At 63.3% G+C, this 19,272-nt stretch carries 17 protein-coding genes; 5 read left to right on the plus strand and 12 right to left on the minus strand.

Annotated features, from left to right (window positions below; all coding sequences use genetic code 11):
• Nucleotides 1-54: 54 nt before the first annotated feature.
• The 10 genes from miaB to X744_RS161890 form a co-directional block, all read right to left on the minus strand.
• Nucleotides 55-1,464 (minus strand): tRNA (N6-isopentenyl adenosine(37)-C2)-methylthiotransferase MiaB, encoded by a 1,410-nt coding sequence (miaB, locus tag X744_RS161935; RefSeq protein WP_023758128.1) that lies wholly within the window; start codon nucleotides 1,462-1,464, stop codon nucleotides 55-57.
• A gap of 76 nt (nucleotides 1,465-1,540) precedes the next feature.
• The gene (locus tag X744_RS161930) at nucleotides 1,541-2,341 is read right to left on the minus strand and encodes a 1-acyl-sn-glycerol-3-phosphate acyltransferase (RefSeq protein ID WP_023758129.1); all 801 of its coding nucleotides are present in this window, start codon (nucleotides 2,339-2,341) and stop codon (nucleotides 1,541-1,543) included.
• A gap of 20 nt (nucleotides 2,342-2,361) precedes the next feature.
• On the minus strand, nucleotides 2,362-2,856 hold the full coding sequence (gene rimI, locus X744_RS161925; RefSeq protein WP_023758130.1) for a ribosomal protein S18-alanine N-acetyltransferase: 495 nt from the start codon (nucleotides 2,854-2,856) through the stop codon (nucleotides 2,362-2,364).
• Nucleotides 2,856-3,533, minus strand: a complete 678-nt coding sequence (tsaB, locus tag X744_RS161920; protein WP_023758131.1) for a tRNA (adenosine(37)-N6)-threonylcarbamoyltransferase complex dimerization subunit type 1 TsaB — start codon at nucleotides 3,531-3,533, stop codon at nucleotides 2,856-2,858. The genes rimI and tsaB overlap by 1 nt, the downstream gene beginning before the upstream one ends.
• Before the next feature lie 106 nt (nucleotides 3,534-3,639).
• The gene (locus tag X744_RS161915; protein ID WP_023758132.1) at nucleotides 3,640-4,746 is read right to left on the minus strand and encodes a DUF1513 domain-containing protein; all 1,107 of its coding nucleotides are present in this window, start codon (nucleotides 4,744-4,746) and stop codon (nucleotides 3,640-3,642) included.
• 1 nt (nucleotide 4,747) lies between these two features.
• Nucleotides 4,748-5,827 (minus strand): imelysin family protein, encoded by a 1,080-nt coding sequence (locus X744_RS161910; RefSeq protein WP_023758133.1) that lies wholly within the window; start codon nucleotides 5,825-5,827, stop codon nucleotides 4,748-4,750.
• Nucleotides 5,827-7,428: a di-heme oxidoredictase family protein gene (locus X744_RS161905; RefSeq protein WP_023758134.1), complete on the minus strand. Its 1,602-nt coding sequence runs from the start codon at nucleotides 7,426-7,428 to the stop codon at nucleotides 5,827-5,829. The genes X744_RS161910 and X744_RS161905 overlap by 1 nt, the downstream gene beginning before the upstream one ends.
• A gap of 12 nt (nucleotides 7,429-7,440) precedes the next feature.
• The gene (gene bfr / locus X744_RS161900; RefSeq protein WP_023758135.1) at nucleotides 7,441-7,926 is read right to left on the minus strand and encodes a bacterioferritin; all 486 of its coding nucleotides are present in this window, start codon (nucleotides 7,924-7,926) and stop codon (nucleotides 7,441-7,443) included.
• Nucleotides 7,892-8,203 carry a hypothetical protein gene (locus tag X744_RS161895; RefSeq protein WP_023758136.1) on the minus strand — a complete coding sequence of 104 codons (312 nt, stop codon included), beginning with the start codon at nucleotides 8,201-8,203 and terminating at the stop codon, nucleotides 7,892-7,894. The genes bfr and X744_RS161895 overlap by 35 nt, the downstream gene beginning before the upstream one ends.
• Before the next feature lie 111 nt (nucleotides 8,204-8,314).
• Nucleotides 8,315-9,604 carry an imelysin family protein gene (locus tag X744_RS161890; RefSeq protein ID WP_023758137.1) on the minus strand — a complete coding sequence of 430 codons (1,290 nt, stop codon included), beginning with the start codon at nucleotides 9,602-9,604 and terminating at the stop codon, nucleotides 8,315-8,317.
• A 433-nt stretch (nucleotides 9,605-10,037) separates the two neighbouring features.
• On the opposite strand from X744_RS161890, the gene X744_RS161885 reads away from it, so the two are divergent.
• On the plus strand, nucleotides 10,038-11,291 hold the full coding sequence (locus X744_RS161885) for an FAD-dependent oxidoreductase (protein ID WP_023758138.1): 1,254 nt from the start codon (nucleotides 10,038-10,040) through the stop codon (nucleotides 11,289-11,291).
• A gap of 120 nt (nucleotides 11,292-11,411) precedes the next feature.
• The gene (locus tag X744_RS1000000171650) at nucleotides 11,412-12,014 is read left to right on the plus strand and encodes a sulfotransferase family protein (RefSeq protein WP_084025241.1); all 603 of its coding nucleotides are present in this window, start codon (nucleotides 11,412-11,414) and stop codon (nucleotides 12,012-12,014) included.
• Nucleotides 12,015-12,084: 70 nt separating this feature from the next.
• Here X744_RS1000000171650 and X744_RS161875 read toward each other — a convergent pair whose 3' ends face one another.
• On the minus strand, nucleotides 12,085-13,362 hold the full coding sequence (locus X744_RS161875) for a 4-aminobutyrate--2-oxoglutarate transaminase (RefSeq protein WP_023758140.1): 1,278 nt from the start codon (nucleotides 13,360-13,362) through the stop codon (nucleotides 12,085-12,087).
• Nucleotides 13,363-13,671: 309 nt separating this feature from the next.
• Here X744_RS161875 and X744_RS161870 point away from each other — a divergent pair, with 309 nt between their 5' ends.
• Genes X744_RS161870 through X744_RS161860 form a run of 3 tightly spaced genes read left to right on the plus strand, consistent with a single transcriptional unit; the run spans nucleotide 13,672 to nucleotide 18,907 of the window.
• Entirely contained in the window at nucleotides 13,672-14,742 is a 1,071-nt protein-coding gene (locus X744_RS161870; RefSeq protein ID WP_245266477.1) for an efflux RND transporter periplasmic adaptor subunit, read from the plus strand.
• Complete coding sequence (locus X744_RS161865; RefSeq protein WP_023758142.1) at nucleotides 14,739-15,812, plus strand: efflux RND transporter periplasmic adaptor subunit; 1,074 nt, start codon at nucleotides 14,739-14,741, stop codon at nucleotides 15,810-15,812. The genes X744_RS161870 and X744_RS161865 overlap by 4 nt, the downstream gene beginning before the upstream one ends.
• Nucleotides 15,809-18,907 carry an efflux RND transporter permease subunit gene (locus X744_RS161860; protein WP_023758143.1) on the plus strand — a complete coding sequence of 1,033 codons (3,099 nt, stop codon included), beginning with the start codon at nucleotides 15,809-15,811 and terminating at the stop codon, nucleotides 18,905-18,907. Before X744_RS161865 ends, X744_RS161860 begins: the two co-directional genes overlap by 4 nt.
• A 12-nt stretch (nucleotides 18,908-18,919) precedes the next feature.
• Here X744_RS161860 and X744_RS1000000171655 read toward each other — a convergent pair whose 3' ends face one another.
• A complete protein-coding gene (locus X744_RS1000000171655; protein WP_023758144.1) occupies nucleotides 18,920-19,258 on the minus strand; it encodes a hypothetical protein in 339 nt (112 codons plus the stop codon).
• Nucleotides 19,259-19,272: the final 14 nt, after the last annotated feature.

The following is a 19,272-nucleotide window of genomic DNA, read 5'->3' on the forward strand; positions in this document are numbered from 1 at the left end:
GTAGATTCTTCACTTCCGCAGCGCTCAACCGTCTCTCCTCATCTGCCGAGACCCTCAGGCCAATTCGGCGAACAGGCTGTTGTAGCCCGTCTTCGTGATTCGCACCTGGATAATGTCACCGATTTCGCCGGCCGTTTCATCAACAATAACCGGCTGCAGCCACGGTGAGCGGCCGACCTTCTGGCCGGCCTGTCGGCCGGGCTTCTCGATCAGCGTGTCGATGGTGCTGCCGACCAGGCTTGTGCCGAAGTCCTGCTGCTGTTTCAAAAGCAGAGCTTGTAGCCGCTGCAGGCGCTCATCCTTGACCGTTTCCGGCACATGATCGGGCATTTCAGCGCCCGGCGTGCCGGGACGCGGCGAATATTTGAACGAGAAGGCAGAGGCGTAATTCACCTGCCGCACCAGTTCCATGGTCGCCTCGAAATCCGCTTCGGTCTCACCGGGGAAGCCGACAATGAAATCGCCGGAAAGCGCGATATCGGGCCGGGCAGTGCGGATGCGGTCGAGCAGCGCCAGATAATCCTTGGCCGTGTGCCGGCGGTTCATCGCCTTGAGGATGCGATCGGAACCTGATTGCACCGGCAGATGCAGATAAGGCATCAATGCCGGCAGATCGCGGTGAGCGGCGATGAGTTCGTCGTCCATGTCACGTGGGTGGCTGGTCGTGTAGCGCAGTCGCGCCAGGCCCGGGATTTCGGCCAGCCTGAACAGCAGGCGGCCAAGGCCCCATTCCTCGCCGTTTTCGCCCCGGCCATGCCAGGCATTGACGTTCTGGCCCAGCAGCGTCACCTCGCGCACGCCGGCTTCCGCCAGGCGCTCGGCCTCCGCGACGATCTGCGCCACCGGACGCGAGACTTCCGAGCCTCTGGTGTAGGGCACGACGCAGAAGGTGCAGAATTTGTCGCAGCCTTCCTGCACGGTGAGAAAAGCGGTGACGCCGCGCTTGATAACCTCGGCGCGCTTCGGCTGCGGCAGGTATTCGAACTTGTCCTCGATGGCGTAGTCGGTCTCGACGATCTTCTCGCCGCCGCGCACCCGCGCCAGCACGTCGGGCAGCCGGTGATAGGTCTGCGGGCCGATGACCAGATCGACGGCCGGCGAGCGGCGAATGATCTCGGCGCCTTCGGCCTGCGCCACGCAGCCGGCGACGCCGACCAGCAACTCGCGGCCGACCAAGGCACGTTCGGCCTTCATATCGCGGATTCGGCCGAGCTCGGAATAGACTTTTTCCGCCGCTTTTTCCCTGATATGGCAGGTGTTGAGCAGCACCAGATCAGCCTCGCCGATGGCATCGGTCGTGGAATAGCCGTCGGCGGCCAGCGCATCGGTCATGCGCTGTGAATCATAGACGTTCATCTGGCAGCCATAGGTCTTGACGAAGACCTTCCTGGCGGTTGCCGCCGGCGCGGCCATCGCTTCGGCCGCGGCGTCGACGTCGTCGCGCTCTATCGTGTTCAAGTCCATAAGGCGGCTTCTAACGCCTTTCCGTGACAAAAAACAGACGATTCTCGGCATGCGCCTGCAGTTTGCATGCCCGGGGCTAGCGGCTCGGGCGCGGATCGGCAAGCGCTGCCTGCATCATCTCGCGCACCCGGCTTTCCATCAGTTTCGACGTTTCCTTGCGGTTCGAACCCTTGGAAAAAGCGATCGGCTCGCCGAAATGCACCTCGACGTCGAGGGCGCCCTCTGCCAGCAGCACCTTGAGATGCGGCATTAGGTCTTCATCACCGATCCAGGCGGCTAGCGGGCGGTGGCGGCGACCGAGCGGCACGCCATGCAGGCGCGTATAGGCGATAGCCACCGGCTGGATGTAGACCTGCTCCGTCGCGCCTTCCGAAATCGCCATAGAGGCGGCGCCAAACAGCGTGCTCTTGAACGGCAGGACGATGTTGCCGTCGCCAGTCGAGCCCTCGGCAAACAGCACCATGGCATCGCCCTTGCCCATGCGGCTGGCGATCTCGCTGGCCTGGTCGCCCGAGGACCGCTTGCGCTCGCGCTCGATGAACACGGTGCGTTGCAGTTTCGACAGCATGCCGATCAGCGGCCAGCCTTCCATATCAGCTCTCGCGATGAACTTCACGTCGGCCATGGAGCCGAGCACCATGATGTCGGTCCACGAGATGTGATTGGATACCACCAGCAAAGGACGCTTGGTCGATAGCGTTCCCTTGACGTGGATACGCATGCCAAGCGCCCTGATGATCAGCCTGTGCCAGATCTTGAGGATGAAGGTTTCCGGCCACCAGCCGGTCTTCATCGACAGGATCTGCAGCGGCACGAGGACCAATGAACCGGCGACAACAAGGCCCAGCGCCAGGAAAATCCTGATTTTCTTGATCATCGCCCTACCCCGGCCTCCGGCTAGCGAAGATCGCGGCGCATAACAAGCGCGCCGGTCGGTCCATGTTCCGGCGACTTGTAGTAGTTCGGTCGCTTGCCGACCTCGCGGAAGCCCAGCCGCCGATAGAGCGCGATCGCCGCGACATTGGTCTCGTCGACCTCGAGGAACAGCGCTTCGGCGCGCTGGGCGTGAAGTTCGCGCAGCACCGCATCCATCAACTGCCAACCGAGCCCCTGCCGGCGGTGGGATCGAGCGACCGCGACGGTCAGGATCTCGCCTTCGCCGGCCGCCAGCCTGGCCAGCACGAAGCCGACCGGAGGCTTGGCGCCCTGTCCGGTTTCACGCGCGGCATAGCCGAATACGGTGTCCTGTTCGAGCAAGGCAGCGAATTCACCATCGGTCCACGGGCGGACAAAGTCCTCGCGATGCAACAGGGAGACCGCCGGGCTGTCGGCGATCTTCAGCGGCTCGAGCGCATAGTCCCGGCGGCGTGGTTGGAGAAAAGGTATGCGCATCAATTTTCTTGCCTTGAAAGAATGAACCCGGCCTGCGGCTTGGCGTCGGCGCCGCGCAAATAAAGCGGTTTTGGCCTTTCGCCGGGACCCTTGGCGGCAGCCAGACGGGCGTATGTGACAATATCGGCGGTAGCCGTCTGAGGCCCGATATCGAACGCGCGACCGGCCGACGCGGCAATCAGCGCCGCCGCTGTACCGGAAAGCACCAAAGAACGTTCCGTCGCCATCGCCGCCACGTCAGCCAATGTGGCGACAGCCGGACCGTAAGTCAAAACCGACATTTCATCATAAAGGGCGGCATGGATTTCCTCGCGACCCGCATCGAGCGCCGCCAGTACGGCGCGACCGGGAAATGCCGCTGCCGCCTCAGCAGCCAGCGCCTCGAGCGTCGTCACCCCGATCGCCGGAACCTTCAGCGCCAACGCCAGGCCACGCGCGGTCGAGACGCCGACGCGCAGACCGGTGAAGGAACCGGGGCCGACGGAGACGGCGATGGCGCCAAGACCGGCATAGTCGGTGGCACTTGCCTTCAGCGCTTCGGCGATGACCGCCATCAGGTGCTCGGCATGGCCTTTGCCAAGGTCGAGCACCGAACGGCCAAGCTCTTGCTTCGCCGCCTCGTCGTAGACGCAGGCGGCGCAGAGGTTGGCGGCACAGTCGATGGCAAGCAATTTCATGGAGCGACCGGTTCGAAGAGAGTTCCGTGTGCCTGCCACGGCTCGCCACCGCAAGTGGATAGTGCATAATTCGTTAAGCGGCTTCGCTTCGGCCCGCAGGAAATATCTAGGCAGCCTGTTCGATGCGCAGCAGGTGGTTGTCCCAGACATAATCCGGTTCGGAGCGTGTCACACCGCTGCCATCGACGATCTCGCCGGCGCCCGTGGTAGCCATGAATCCGGTTCCGTCGAGCGCCGTGCCGCAGACTTCGACCAGCGCGGTGACCGAGACGACCCGGCCGCTGGCCGAATCGATCACCACAAGCGAGTTGCCTTCCGGCGAGGAGACGGCGACGGTGCCGGCGGCCGGATTGGCGGCGACCGAACCGATATAGTTGCGGAAGCCGGACAGCACGTCCTGCGGCATGTCGAGCAGCTGCAAGTCTTTGCCGCGCGCCGCGCGGCCGACCAGCAGCGGACGATCGGTGCCCGGCCCCCGGTACTGGCAGCCGAACCAGACGGTGCCGGATCGATCTGCGTCCATGTGGCGGATCGACAGCTGGTGCAGTGCCTCCGGGAGTTCATGCTTCTCGATGAGATCGCCGGTGAGGCGGTCGATGAGCACATAGGACGGCTTCATGGTGGCGATGTTGAGCTCGGCGCGGCCGTAATCCGGATGGGTTTCGATGCCGCCATTGGCAACAGCGATCGTCCTGCCGTCGCCCAGCAGCAGCAGCTCGTGCGGACCCATGCCATGGGTCGGGAATTCACCGATGCGGTTGAACTTCGTCCGCGCATCGTAGATGCCAACCACGCCGGCGGCGTTGTCGAAGTCGTTTTCGGTGGCGTAGAGCAGCGCCCCGTCGGGCGAGAAAACACCATGGCCGAAGAAGTGCCGACCGGCGATGCTGGCGATGGTTAACGGCGCGTCACGGCCCGAATGATCGAACACAACGGCGAACGTGCCGGGCTGGCGAGCGAAGACCACCGAACGCGTCGACACCGGATCGAAGGTGACGTCATGGCCACGATCGGGCAGGTCGATCGCGTGCAGGATCTTGCCGGCCTCGGATAGGACAGCGGCGCCATAGCTGCCATCACGCTTGACGAAGGCGGTGGCGAAGACGGCGTCCGCCGCGAGCGTCTTCGCCCAGGCCGCGGGCGCCATTGCCGCTACGAAGCCAACGCCTGCAGCCCTCAGGAAATCGCGGCGATCTAACAGCGGGGTTTTCAATTCAGTCCCCATCCAGCGACGAGAAGCCGGCAGTCAGGCCGAATTCGGCGGTCAGCCTGGTGCCGATCAGGGTCGACAGGCTGGAGGTGATCAGCGCGAAATGGTCGAGCTTGTCACGCAGTGCCGGATCGGCAAGCGCCTTGTCGATCGGACCCTGGATGGACTTCACGGTAGCGATACCATTGATCAGCTGGATATGGATCGATTCCGCCATCCAGCGCGCATCGGCCGGCAGTGCGTCGCCAAGCTTCGACGCCTGGAACAGCGTGTCTATCCCGGACAGATTGCCGGCTAGCGAATTGGCGGTGTTCTGTGAGCGCCAGTAGATCGCCTGTTTCGGCTTGTCCGCATCCGGCTTGTCGCCGAAAAACCCTTTCAGGCGCACATCGCGAACCATTTCCAGTTCATTGATGAAGACGCCGACCAGTTCGGTCACCGCTTCGTTGCCGTCGCGGTAGAGCGGGTTCTGTGGCCCCGGATTGGCCCAAAGGGCAGCAAATCCGTTGGGCTTGTTCCAGGCATCGTTGACGTCGCCGGTCATGGTTTCGATGTTGCCGGCAATCGCCGCGCCATAGGCACAACGATAAGGATCGTCCCTGCCCGTCAGTGCATCGGCGCCGTCGCCATAAAGCACGAATTCGAGCGCGCCCAGCCCCTGCATGGCGACGCTCTTGCCGGCCAGCAGTGCCGGATCGGTGGCGGTCGAATCCTTGTTCGCCAACACAGCCTGCACCTGCTTCAGGCCGATGCCTTTGCGATCCGGCCAGAACAGCATGCGTTCCAGCCGGTTGTTGTCCTTGATCGGTCCGAAGCCGATGATTTCGGCCGACGACCAGGCATAGACGGTGGCGGAAAATTCCGAGCGCGCGGCATCGAGCTCCTCTTGCGAGGGCGCTTCGCAGAGCTTGTGCATCGCCTTCGTCAGGGATTCCGCATGCTCGTGCAGGCCGGCATAGGCTGGGCGGACAAAGCCGTCGATCGCCCCCTGGATGATTTCGGAGGCTTTGACCGCCGCAGACACCGGGACTGCGCCGAGCAGAGCCAGCGGAAGAACGAGTAACAATGCAGAGCGCTTGAGCATCACAGTGACCCCAGGAATTTGAGCAGCGCATCGCGGTCGGCGGCGTCGGCGGCGGCAAAGCGGCTGCGCGCCTTCTGCGCCTCGCCGCCGTGCCACAGGATCGCCTCGGTCAGGCTGCGGGCGCGCCCGTCATGCAGGAAGAAGGAATTGCCGTTGACCGTCTCGGTCAGGCCGATGCCCCACAGCGGCGGCGTGCGCCACTCATTGCCCGTCGCATCGCCCACGGCCTGGCCGTCGGCCAGATCGGGTCCCATGTCGTGCAGCAGGAAGTCGGAATAAGGCCAGATCAACTGGAAGGCCTGCGCCTTGTTGGGCGTGCCGCGACGGGTGACGAATTTCGGCGTGTGGCAGGCAATGCAGCCGATCTCATAGAAGACCTTCTTGCCGGTGAGCACATCTGGTTGGTCGAGGTCGCGGCGCGCCGGCACGGCCAGGTTCTGCGAATAGAAGGTGACCAGATCCATCACCGGCGGCGGCGCCTCGACCGGGCCGAGACGCTGCTCTACGCCGCTCGGCATGGCGAAGCATTTGGCTTGCGTGGCGGTGCAGTCGCCCCAGTGTTTTGGCACTTCCGGCGTCGAGATGCCGATGTCGCCGGCGAAAGCGTCCGCCGCCTGCCGGCGGATCGATGCGGCCTGCGCCTTCCAGCCGAAACGGCCAAGCGTCAATTCGCCGCTTGGGCTGTCCCGCACGATGTTCGGCCTGCCGGAAATGCCGTCACCGTTGCGGTCGAGTGGATCGGCGTTGGCAAGAATATCCGCTGGTGCAATCTCTTCGATCAGGCCAAGGCCGATCATCGGCGGCGTCAGGCGCGGCGACAGCGTGGTGCGCGGATCGAGAGGTCCATAGGCAGGATCGACCACCGAATAGCTAGGTTTGCGCAAGGAAATCACGGCACCGTCTGCCAGTTCTACCATACGCTCCTGATAGTCGACATGCATGCGGCCCTCGCCGCGCAGGCCGGGCACCGCCAGTTCCTGCAATTGCGCGCCATAGACCGGATCGGGGAAGTTCAGCACCTTTTGGTCGACAAGCGCTGCTTTCTCTTCGGCCGTACTGGCATCGCGCGCCAGCCGCAGGAACATCGAAGTCGTGCCGGCATCGCCTTGCGGGGGACGGCCGCGGCCGTCCTTCAGATGGCAGTTCTGGCAGGCGCGTTCGTTGAACAGCGGGCCGAGCCCATCCGACGCCTGCGTCGAGGATGGCGACGACACCCAGTTCTTGCGAAACAGGGCATTGCCGAGCTTGAAGTCGCCCTCTTCCTCGAAGGTGATGTTGGCCGAGGATTGCGAGAAGGAATCGCGGCTGACGTCCTTCCTGGACGTGCCGGCGCCGCCTTGCATCAGCTCGAACTGCTCAGGCCTGGAAAAATCAGCGGTCGGCCTGGTGATGGCGGCGACGCGCGCCTTATCCTTCGGACTGAGGTCGGTGCGCGTGGTGGCGATGCCGGCAGGTTGAAGCTCACCGGCCATCGCGGACGAGGAGAGCGCGATTGCGAAGACGACACAGCGCCGCCGCGCCAATCCGGCCGGCGTCTTCCGAAGGAGCGGCGAGCCGTCGGCCCGCCGCATGCGGCGCATGAATTCTAACAGGCGCCGCATTCCGGCATGTCCTTAATCGGCCTCGTGCGCCGATGCAGCGTTGAGCTGGCCGTATTTTTCCTCGCCGATCGAGGCAAGCAGGTCGAGCTGCGTCTCGAGGAAGTCGATGTGACCCTCCTCGTCGGCCAGCAATTCCTCGAACAGCTTCATCGTCACATAGTCGCCAGCGTCGTTGCAGATCTCGCGCGAGCGCTTGTAGGCGGTACGCGCGTCATATTCGCCGGCAAGGTCGGATTCGAGCACTTCCTTGACGTTCTGTCCGATGCGCAGCGGCGCCACGGACTGCAGGTTCGGATGGCCTTCAAGGAAGATGATGCGGGCCACGAGCTTGTCGGCATGGTGCATCTCCTCGATCGATTCCGCCCGCTCCTTCTTTGCCAGCTTGGCGTATCCCCAGTCCTCCAGCAGACGGAAATGCACCCAGTACTGATTGACGGCCCCCAGCTCCAGAAAAAGAGCCTCGTTAAGCCGCTCGATGACCTGCGGGTCGCCTTTCATGATTTCTGCTCCCGTATTGGACGCGCAGGCTTCTGACGCGATCCAGGTGTGAAACGATATCGACGCCGCTCGCCTCGGAGCGGGCGTGGTAATTTTCGGTGACCCGAATGATCGTTTCCACCACATTTGGGAAGCAGCCGCAACAGCGCCCGCGCTTTTGCATGGCGTGATAGACCTTTGCCGACACGATCAGTTGCCAGGGGTCCTGATCCAGCAGCGCGATGATCGTCTGCTCGATTTCCCTCTCGGTGATGATGTTGCAATGGCAGATCAGCATTGGTTTGCTCGGATGGCTGACGGCGCCTCCCGCGCCGTGTGGCTTGATTTCCTATCGAAGCCCGTTCCGACCCCGATTGCCCGGCTCCGGATCAGGCTCCAACCCTTTGACTTACTTGAACACCTTGTCGGGTGCGTCGAGACTGTCGGACCCTTCGAAGGCGATGGTGCTGAGTTTCAGGGAGCCAACGGCGCGTTCGATCGACTTGGTCTGGTCGACCAACGCGTCGATTGCCGCCTGCACGGTCGCATTGCCTTGCGCATTGCCCTCGGCGATCTGCTGGTCATAGGCCTCGCCAGCCAGTGCCCGCGCCTTGATCGCCTCCATCTTGGCGACCGTCACGTCGAGCTTGTCCGACAGTTCCTTGTCGATCGCCGGATCGGCTGCTTTCACCATATCGGCCACCGAGGGACCCGAAACGACGGTGCCGTCGAGCCTGGTATAGCTGGCATGATAGGCGGCGCTAATGCCGATGGCATCATAGAGATGCGAGTTATAGGTGTTGTCGGAGAAGCAGTCATGCTCCTCTTCCGGATCGTGCAGCAGCAGGCCGAGCTTCATGCGCTCGCCGGCCAGCTCGCCGTAGGACAGCGAGCCCATGCCGGTGAAGATGATCGAGATGGCGGTGTTCGGGTCGCCGTCGATGAGGGCCTTGCGCGCGGCACCGTCTTCCTTCCAGTCGTTGACCATCTTCTGCAGGTCGGCGACCAGAAGGTCAGTCGCCGATTTCAGGTACTGGGCGCGACGGTCGCAATTGCCGCCGGTGCAGTTCTTGAGGTCGTAGTCGGAATAGGGGCGCTCGCCGGCACCCGGGCCGGTGCCATGCAGATCCTGACCCCAGAGCAGGAATTCGATGGCATGATAGCCGGTGGCGACGTTTGCCTCCACGCCGCCGGCTTCCTGCAATGTGCCGGAGAGGAATTCCGGCGAAAGGCTCGAAGCGTCGACTTTCTTGCCGTTGATCTCGATCTCCTTGTTGGCGATCACATTGGCCGTATAGAGCGAATTCGCATCCGATTCGGAGCCGTAGCTCTTGGCGACGTAGTCGATCAGGCCTTCGTCCAGCGGCCAGGAGTTCACCTCGCCTTCCCAGTCGTCGACGATCTTGTTGCCGAAACGGTAGACCTCGGTCTGCTGGTAGGGAACGCGCGATGCCCTCCAGGCGTCGCGGGCTGCATTGAGAGTTTCCGCCGAGGGGGTGGCGAGCAGCGCGTCGACTGCCTTGTCGAGCGCCTGCGCGGTGGTCAGCGAATCCTCATATTTGGCCAAGGCGATGTCGGAATAGGTCTTGACGACCGCCTTCGCATCGGTTTCGGCCTTTGCGGGCAGCACGAACACCGCCGCCGTCAGTAGGGCCGTGGCGCCGATCGCGGCAAGCCTGCCGCCATATCGTGCTGTCATAATCGCTCTCCAGTTTCTCGGAATTTTTGTAAACGGCGCGCGCGGCAACTGGCACCAGGCCATCTGCAAGCCATCGGGCGCAAGAGATGCCGCGCCATCGCGCGGTTCGCGGAAGAAAGACACCAAAATGCCTCCAATCGAAAGGGTTCAAGGCCCAGACATTAAAGGGATGCGCTGACGCGCGAGCTTCCATAAAGCTGCGACATCGTCGGATGTCAATGGAGATCGGCAAGAAAAATCAATTGAAACAATAGTTTAGAATTATTCTAAACTGCAACTGTCAACTTAATGTGCGGCCTGCACCGGTCTTGCCGCTGAACTGTACGATTGACAGCCGCCATCCCGAGTGCGACCCGCACAGCCTCGCTTGCGGCGGCGCCAGACAATCGCCACATGGCGAGATATCCTAGGATGCCGGCAGGATTGGAATGCAATGAAGAACGGTGTGGTCATTGTCGGCGCGGGTCATGCGGGCGTGCAAGCGGCCGCCAGTCTGCGCGATGACGGCTATGACCGGCCGGTGATCCTGGTCGGCGACGAGAACGAGTTGCCCTACCATAAACCTCCACTGTCGAAGACCTTCATCAAGGATGCCGAGGCCAGACCGCAACCGTTGCGCGGCGAGGCCTTCTACACCGGCAGCGCCATCGACTTCCGGCCGGGCATCAGGATCGATCGCATCGATGCCGGACGCCGTAGCGTGGAGATATCAGGCGGCGGCACACTTGCCTTCGACCATCTGATCCTGGCGACCGGCTCGCGCCCGCGCACCTTGTCGCTGCCCGGTTCGGACCTGTCGGGCGTGCTGTCGCTGCGCTCGCTGGCCGATGCGCGTCTGATCCGGGAACTCAGCGCCCAGAGCGACGAGGTCGTCATCCTCGGCGGCGGCTTCATCGGGCTGGAGATCGCCGCGACGTTGCGGGCAGCCAGCCGCACGGTGACCGTGGTCGAGGCGGTCGACCGGCTGCTCGGCCGCGCCGTGGCGCCGGTCGTGGCGAGCCACGTCCGGCAACGTCTGGAAGGGACAGGCGTGCGCATCCTCACCGGCACCTCGATTGCAAGACTCGAAGGCGAAATCGGCCATGTCGCAGCCGCGATCACATCCAGCGGTGAAAGGCTGCCGGCGCGCATGGTCATCGTCGGCATCGGCGCCGTGCCGAATGTCGAGCTGGCGCAGGCCGCAGGCCTCAGCATCGCCAACGGCATCCGCGCCGATCACCAGATGCGCACTTCGGTGCCTGAAATCCTCGCCATCGGCGACGCCGCCTCCTACCGGCACTGGTTCACCGGCGGCGACGTACGGCTGGAATCGGTGCAGAACGCCACCGACCAGGCGCGGCTTGCCGCACGCACCATCACCGGCCATGCCGATGGCTATTCAGCGGTGCCGTGGTTCTGGTCCGACATCGGCGACATGAAATTGCAGATGGTTGGGCTGACTGCAGGCAGCGACAGCCATGTCGTGCTGGGTGATCTGCCCGACAACAAATTCTCGATCTACCATTATGCTGGAGACCGGCTGCTCGGCATCGAATCGGTGAACCGTCCCGGCGACCACATGCTTGGCCGCAAGATGCTCGGCGCCGGCTTCTCGCCGACGCCGGGGATCGTTGCGACGGGACCGGACGGGCTGAAGGCTGCGCTTGCCGCCTTCCAGGAAGAGGAGCCTGTCCGCGCGGCGGGATAGGATCAAAACCCAATCACCCTAAACGACCGAGTTCGCCCGGGAGCTGACCTTCAAAACCTATAGCGAAGTAAAGGAAACAGCGGTATTTTGACCAATTGAAGTCGTCTTTGGGGGGTGCTCATGGCTCTAGATGTCATTGGCGCAGGCATGGGTCGCACTGGCACATATTCGCTGAAACTCGCGTTGGAGCATCTTGGGTTCGGGCCGTGTCATCACATGGCAGATGTCCACGCCAATCCCGAGCAGAAGGCGCTGTGGCGCGCCGCCGGCCAGGGACAACTCCCTACCTGGGATACGGCATATGCCGGCTATCTTTCCGCGGTCGATTGGCCAACGGCGCATTTCTGGCGAGAAGTGAGTGACCACTACCCTGACGCAAAGGTTATCTTGACAGTTCGTGACCCAGAAGCCTGGTATGAAAGCATGGCGCAAACGATAGGGTTCACGATGGATGCTGCTACCAATGATCCACAGTCCTTTGGTGTGGCAGTGGTTGGAAACAGTGTCTTTGGCGGTCGATTTGATGACCGAGATCACGCAATCGCTGTCTATGAAGCACATAACGCTTCCGTGAAATCAACGCTGCCACCTGAACGCCTTCTCACTTATCAGGCCTCCGAAGGATGGGAGCCCCTTTGTGCCTTTCTCGGTGTACAGTTGCCTTCCGAACCTTTTCCACGCACCAATTCGACCGCAGAATTTCGTGCTCGCATAGGGCGTTGAACGGCAGCTTGCCACCCTATCTCGGCCTTTTCCCGCAAGGTTGTTGAATCCTAGGCGATATCCTCGCCGATCAGGCGGCGCAGACTTCGCGGATCGAGCTTTCCAGAATGTCGAGCGCCTCGTTCATGACGCCGTCCTGGATGGTGATCGGCGCCAGGAAGCGGATGACGTTGCCGTAGACGCCGCAGGTCAGCAGGATCAGGCCCTTGTCGAGCGCCTTCAGCCTGATCGCATTGGCTATCTCGGCCGACGGCAGGCCCTTCTTGACGTCGTTGAACTCGATCGCGTTCATGAAGCCGAGGCCTCTTATGTCGACGATCTCGGGCACGTCGTCGCGGATCGACTGCAGCCGCTGCTTCAGTCTTGCACCCAGCGTGTTGGCGCGGTCGCACAGCTTTTCCTCATCGATCACGTCGAGCACGGCGTGCGCCGCGGCGACACCGATAGGGCTGCCGCCATAGGTACCGCCGAGCCCGCCGGGGCCGGGTGCATCCATGATTTCGGCGCGGCCGGTGACCGCGGCCAGCGGGAAGCCGCCAGCCAGGCTCTTGGCCATGGTGGTGATGTCGGCCGCCACCTCGTGGTGGTCCATCGCGAACATCTTGCCGGTGCGGGCAAAGCCGGTCTGCACCTCGTCGGCGATCAGAAGCATGCCGTGCTGGTCGCAAAGCTTGCGCAGAGCCGTCAGAAACTCGCGCGGCGCCTCGTAGAAGCCACCCTCGCCCTGGACCGGCTCGATGATGATGGCGGCGACGCGGGCCGGGTCGACATCGGCCTTGAACAGGCGGTCGAGGGCAGCCAGCGAATCGGCGACCGATACGCCATGCAGCGGCACCGGGAACGGCGCGTGATAGACGTCGCCTGGCATGGCGCCGAAGCCGACCTTGTAGGGCACGACCTTGCCGGTCAGCGCCATGCCCATGAAGGTGCGGCCGTGGAAGCCGCCAGCAAAGGCGATGACCGCCTGGCGACCGGTGGCGTTGCGGGCGATCTTGATCGCGTTCTCGACTGCCTCGGCGCCAGTGGTGACGAAGATCGTCTTCTTCTCGAACTTGCCGGGCAGCATGCCGTTCAGCCGTTCGGCCAGCCGCACATAGCTTTCATAGGGCACCACCTGATGGCAGGTGTGGGTGAAGCGGTCGAGCTGCGCCTTGACCGCCGCGATCACCTTGGGGTGGCGGTGACCGGTGTTGACGACGGCGATACCCGACGAGAAGTCGATGTAGCGACGGCCCTCGACATCCCAGATTTCCGAATTCTCAGCACGGTCGGCATAGATCTGCGTGGTCATGCCGACGCCGCGCGAGATCGACTGGTTCTTGCGTTCGGAAATGGCTGAATTCTTCATGCTGTCCTCATCGGGCCGGCGCCCGTTCTTGTTTGCTGTCGCTGACACGTCTTCTGACCTTATTTCACGTTTTGCTCAAGTTGGCACCGTCAACAGGCGATTGGGCCTGTCGCCCGGCGCCGCCTCAACCAGTCGGCCGGTACGCGTCCGAAGGAGGTTCCCTTTTCCAAGGGATCGACTATCTTCTGACGCCGCGAGGCTCCGCGGCGGGAGCGTCCCACACAGGCGAGGGAAGCCATGAGCCGGAACGTGACATCTCCCGCCTTGCCACTGTCGCCATCCAATCCTTTGCCGTTCCGAAGTGCTCCGATGCTTATCGCCTGCACGATGGCCAGCCTGCTGCTGGCCGGTTGCCAGAAGCAGGAGGCGGCCGAACGCAAGATGCCGACCATGGTGCGCACCGCCGAAGTCGAAATCTCCTTCTATGCTCCGACGACGTCGCTGACCGGGGTCATCGCTGCGCGTACGCTGAACAACCTGGCCTTCCGGGTCGGCGGCCGCGTCGCCGAGCGGCTGGTGGAAATCGGCCAGCATGTCGACAAGGGCACGTTGCTGGCCCGCATCGATCCACAGGAGCAGGAATCGGACCTGCGCTCGGCGCAGGCCGATCTCGATGCGGCACAGGCGCAATTGACGCAGGCATCCGCCGCTTTCGAGCGCCAAAAGACGCTGCTTGCTCAGGGTTTTACCACGCGCCGGGACTATGATCAGGCAGCACAGGTGCAGAGCGTTGCACAAGGCAGCGTCCAGCAGGCGCAGAGCGCGTTGGACAATGCCCGGGAGAGCTTCACCTTCACCGAGCTGCGGGCCGGCGCGCCGGGTGTCGTCACCGCACGCGCGGTCGAGGCCGGCCAGGTGGTGCAAGGGGCACAAACAGTCTTCACCATCGCCGAGGACGGCGACCGCGACGCCGTCTTCAACGTTCATGAAACGCTGGTTGCCGGCAGCTCGATGGCACCACCACCGGTGTCGATCACGCTGGTGTCGGATCCGTCGGTGAAGGCGATAGGCAAGGTGCGCGAGATTTCTCCGGTGGTCGACGCCGCCTCGGCCTCGGTTCGGGTCAAGGTCGCCATTCCCGAGACCCCTGCCGCCATGCCGCTCGGCGCCGCCGTCACCGGCACGGTCAGCGCCCAGCCGGTGAAAGCCGTGATCCTGCCCTGGCAGGCGCTGACCTCCAGCAACGGTCAGCCTGCGGTCTGGCTCATCGACCCTGCTTCCAAGAAGGTCACCGTCGCGCCGGTCGATATTCTCGCTTATGGCTCCGGCGTCATCGTCGTCGACAAGGGGCTAGAGCCCGGCCAGCACGTCATCACCGCCGGTGGCCAATTGCTCAGCCCGGGCCAGACGGTCGAGATCGCCGGAGGGGCAACGCAATGAACCGGCCTGCGCGCATGATCGCCCTGTCGGCGCTGTTTGTTGTCGGCGCCTGTTCGGCCGAGCCGGAAAAGGCGCCCGAGATCGTCCGGCCGGTGCTTTCGGTGGTGGTCGAGCCGCGCACCAGCCAGACGCTTGGCTTCGCCGGCGTCGTCGAGCCGGAATTCAGTGCCAACCTGGCCTTCCGCCTGCTTGGCCGTGTCGTCACCCGCGACGTCGATATCGGCGACCTCGTCACCAAGGGTACGACGATCGCCACGCTCGATCCGACGGCGCTGGAATTGGCCGTTCAGGCAGCCAAGGCTGGCCTCTCCAACGCACAGGCGGAATTCACCAATGCTTACGCCAGCGAGGAGCGCCAGCGCGCATTGCTGGCAGACAGGAACACCTCGCAGGCCACCTATGAGGCAGCCCAGCAGGCGCGGCAAGCCGCGCAGGCCAATGTCGAGCGGGCGAGGGCTGCGCTGGCTAAATCTCAGGAGCAGCTTGGCTATGCCCGCCTGTTTTCGGATTTCGATGGCGTCGTCACCGCCACCGGCGCCGAAGTCGGGCAGACCGTATCGGCCGGCCAGACCGTAGTGACGGTGGCGCGCTCGGATGTGCGCGAAGCCGTCGTCGACATTCCCGACCAGTTGACCGGCGATCTCGCTGTCGGAACCGGCTTCGACGTGATCCTGCAGTCTCTGCCCTCGATCCACACGGAAGCCAAGCTGCGCGAGATCGCGCCGCAGGCCGATAGTTCGACCCGCACCCGCCGCGTGCGCCTGACGCTGCTCAATGCGCCGACCGCGTTCCGGCTCGGCTCGACCGTGACGGCGACACGGGTGATGCCGATCGACCCGACGATCGAGCTGCCGCTGTCGGCACTGCTCGAAATGGACGGCAAGCAGCAAGTGTGGATCGTCGATGCGCAATCGAAGGTCGCCTTGCACGATATCCAGATCGGCGCCAAACGCGGCGGCAGCTTTGTCGTCGCCGGCGGACTTAACGCGGGCGCACGCGTCGTCACCGCAGGCGTGCACAGCCTGACCCCGGGCGAGACGGTCAAGATCCCCGAAGGAGCCGCCAAGTGAAGGGCTTCAACCTCTCCGACTGGGCGCTCAGCCATCGTTCGCTGGTCTGGTATTTCATGCTGGTGTTCGTCGTCGCCGGCGTCTCGGCCTATCTCAATCTCGGCCGCGAGGAAGACCCGGCCTTCACGATCAAGACCATGCTGATCCAGGCCAACTGGCCGGGCGCCTCGGTCAATGAGACAGTCCGCCAAGTAACCGACCGCATCGAGAAGAAACTGGAGGAACTCGACAGCCTCGACTACAGCAAATCCGTCACCACGGCCGGCAAGACCGTCATCTTCGTCAATCTCAAGCCGTCGACCAAGGCACGCGACGTGGCCCCGACCTGGGTGCGCATTCGCAACATGATCAACGACATCGGCGCCCAGTTTCCGCAGGGCGTGCAAGGTCCGTTCTTCAACGACAGTTTTGGCGATGTCTACGGCAACATCTACGCCTTCACGGCGGACGGGCTGACATCGCGCCAGCTGCGCGACTATGTCGAGCAGGCGCGCACCCGAATCCTCGCCGTGCCCAATGCCGGCAAGGTCGACCTGATCGGCGCCCAGGACGAGGCGATCTATCTCGAATTTTCGACCCGTCAGATCGCAGCCCTTGGCCTGAACCAGCAGGCGATCGTCGCCAGCCTGCAGGCGCAGAACGCGATCGCACCATCGGGCGTTATCGAGACCGGCCCCGAACGCGTCAGCGTGCGCGTCTCGGGCCAGTTCACCTCGGAGGAAAGCCTGCGCGCCATCAATTTGCGCGTCAACGACCGCTTCTTCCGGCTGAGCGATGTCGCCACCATCACCCGCGGCTACGCCGATCCGCCGACGGCATTGTTCCGTTTCAACGGTGAGGATGCGATCGGGCTCGCCATCGGCATGAAGCCCAACGCCAACCTGCTCGAATTCGGCAAGGCGCTGAAGGTCGAGATGGACAAGATCGTCGCCGACCTGCCTGTCGGCGTCGGCGTGCATCTGGTCGCAGACCAGCCTGTCATTGTCGAGGAAGCGGTCTCGGGCTTCACCCGCGCGCTGTTCGAGGCTGTCGCCATCGTGCTTGCCGTCTCGTTCATCAGCCTCGGCATGCGCGCCGGCTTCGTCGTGACGCTGTCGATCCCGCTGGTGCTCGCCATCACCTTCCTGTTCATGGACTATCTCGGCATCTCGCTGCAGCGCATTTCGCTGGGCGCGCTGATCATCGCACTCGGCCTGCTGGTCGACGACGCGATGATTGCCGTGGAGATGATGGTGGCGAGGCTGGAGGCAGGCGACAATCTGCGCAAGGCGGCGACCTATGTCTACACCTCGACCGCGTTCCCGATGCTGACCGGAACGCTGGTGACGGTCACCGGCTTCATTCCAATCGGCCTCAACAACAGCGCGGCTGGCGAATACACCTACACGCTGTTCGTCGTCATTGCCGTTTCGCTTCTGGTGTCCTGGATCGTGGCGGTGCTGTTTGCGCCGCTGCTCGGCATCACCATCCTGCCTGCGGTGATGAAGCAGAAGCACCATGACAAGCCCGGCCGTTTCACCTCGCTGTTCCGCAGAGTGCTGGTCGGGTCGGTGCGCCGCCACTGGCTGACGATCATCGCGACGGTGCTGTTGTTCGCCGCCTCGGTCGTCGGCATGGGTTTTGTCCAGCAGCAGTTCTTCCCGTCCTCCGACCGGCCGGAACTTATCGTCGATTGGAACCTGCCGCAGAATTCATCGATCGCCGAGACGCGGGACCAGATGGAGCGCTTCGAGGAGGCAGCCCTTGCCGGCAATCCCGACATCGATCACTGGAGCTCCTATATCGGCCAGGGCGCGGTACGCTTCGTGCTTGCCTATGACGTGCAGCCGGCCAATCCCTATTTCGGCCAGACCGTCATCGTCACCAAGAACGTCGAGGCGCGTGACAGGGTAAAGGCGGCAATAGAAAAAATGCTGCGCGACGACTTCGTCGGCACCGATGCCTTCGTCAAAACACTCGAACTCGGTCCGCCCGTCGGCCGGCCGGTGCAATACCGCGTCAGCGGTCCCGACATCCAGACGGTGAGGACGCTGTCCCAGCAACTGGCAGGCGTCATCTCGGCCAATCCCAAGCTTGGCGCACCGATCTTCGACTGGAATGAACCGTCGCGGGTGCTGAAAGTGGATGTGTTGCAGGACAAGGCGCGCCAGCTTGGCGTCACCTCGTCGGACATCTCCAATACGCTGAACAGCATCGTCGGCGGCGTCACTATAACCCAGGTGCGCGACGCCACCTACCTGATCAACGTCGTGGTCCGTTCGCGCGATGCCGAACGCGGCTCGATCGAGACGCTGCGCAACATGCAATTGCCGACCGGTGCCGGCGAATCCATCCCGCTGGCCGCCGTCGCCAACTTCCACTACGAGTTGGAGCAGCCGACAGTCTGGCGGCGCAGCCGCGTGCCGACGATCACCGTGGGCGCCGGACTCGTGGGCGATGCGCTGCCGGCGACCGTGGTCGACGAGCTGAAACCCTCGGTCGATGCCTTCATCGGCAAGCTGCCGGTCGGCTATGCCATCGCCACGGCCGGCTCGGTCGAGGAAAGCGCCAACAGCCAGGGGCCGATCGCGGCGGTCGTGCCTCTGATGCTGTTCATCATGGCGACGATCCTGATGATCCAGTTGCAAAGCTTCCAGCGCCTGTTCCTGGTCGTTGCCGTCGCACCGCTTGGGTTGATCGGCGTGGTTGCTGCACTGTTGCCAAGCGGCGCCCCGCTCGGCTTCGTCGCCATCCTCGGCGTGCTGGCGTTGATCGGCATCCTGATCCGCAACTCGGTCATCCTGATCGTGCAGATCGAGGATCTGGTCGCCGAAGGCAAGGACCGCTGGGCGGCGGTGATCGAAGCCACCGAACATCGCATGCGACCGATCGCGCTGACGGCCGCCGCTGCCAGCCTGGCGCTGATCCCGATCGCACGGGAGGTGTTCTGGGCACCGATGGCGTTCGCCATGATGGGCGGCATCATTGCCGGCACGGCGATCACGCTGCTGTTCCTGCCGGCGCTCTATGTGGCCTGGTTCAGGATCAAGGAGCCGAAAGGCCGGGAAGAGCCACCCGTTCTGGATGGGGCCGAACTGGCGCAAAGGTCGACTTAAGATCCTGCTGGATCACTCGTTATCGTTGGAGGGTACAGGGAGTGATTTGGCGCGCTGCCACCGCGACGATTTGGAACTTCGCCAAGCATACCAACCTTTTGGCAAATCGGCCAATGCCAGGATGCTTTCATCCAGTTGAACCACCTCTTGCAGGCCGACGAGCATTATATCGCCGTCATCCACAGGTCCGGGTTCGCTGTTGTGGAATTGCCAACTGCCACCGTCATCGTTGTAGCTGTCGTCGTCGTCATCTTCATGCACAACGTATGCGATCCAGTCGCCACGTTTAAATATGCTCTTGTCCGATAACACCGCGACATTGGGTGGGTCAGCAAACTTCCATTCCTCCATGGTAGTCCCCCAAG

The sequence above is a fragment of the Mesorhizobium sp. LNHC252B00 genome (assembly GCF_000502955.1).
Taxonomy (GTDB): Bacteria; Pseudomonadota; Alphaproteobacteria; order Rhizobiales; family Rhizobiaceae; genus Mesorhizobium.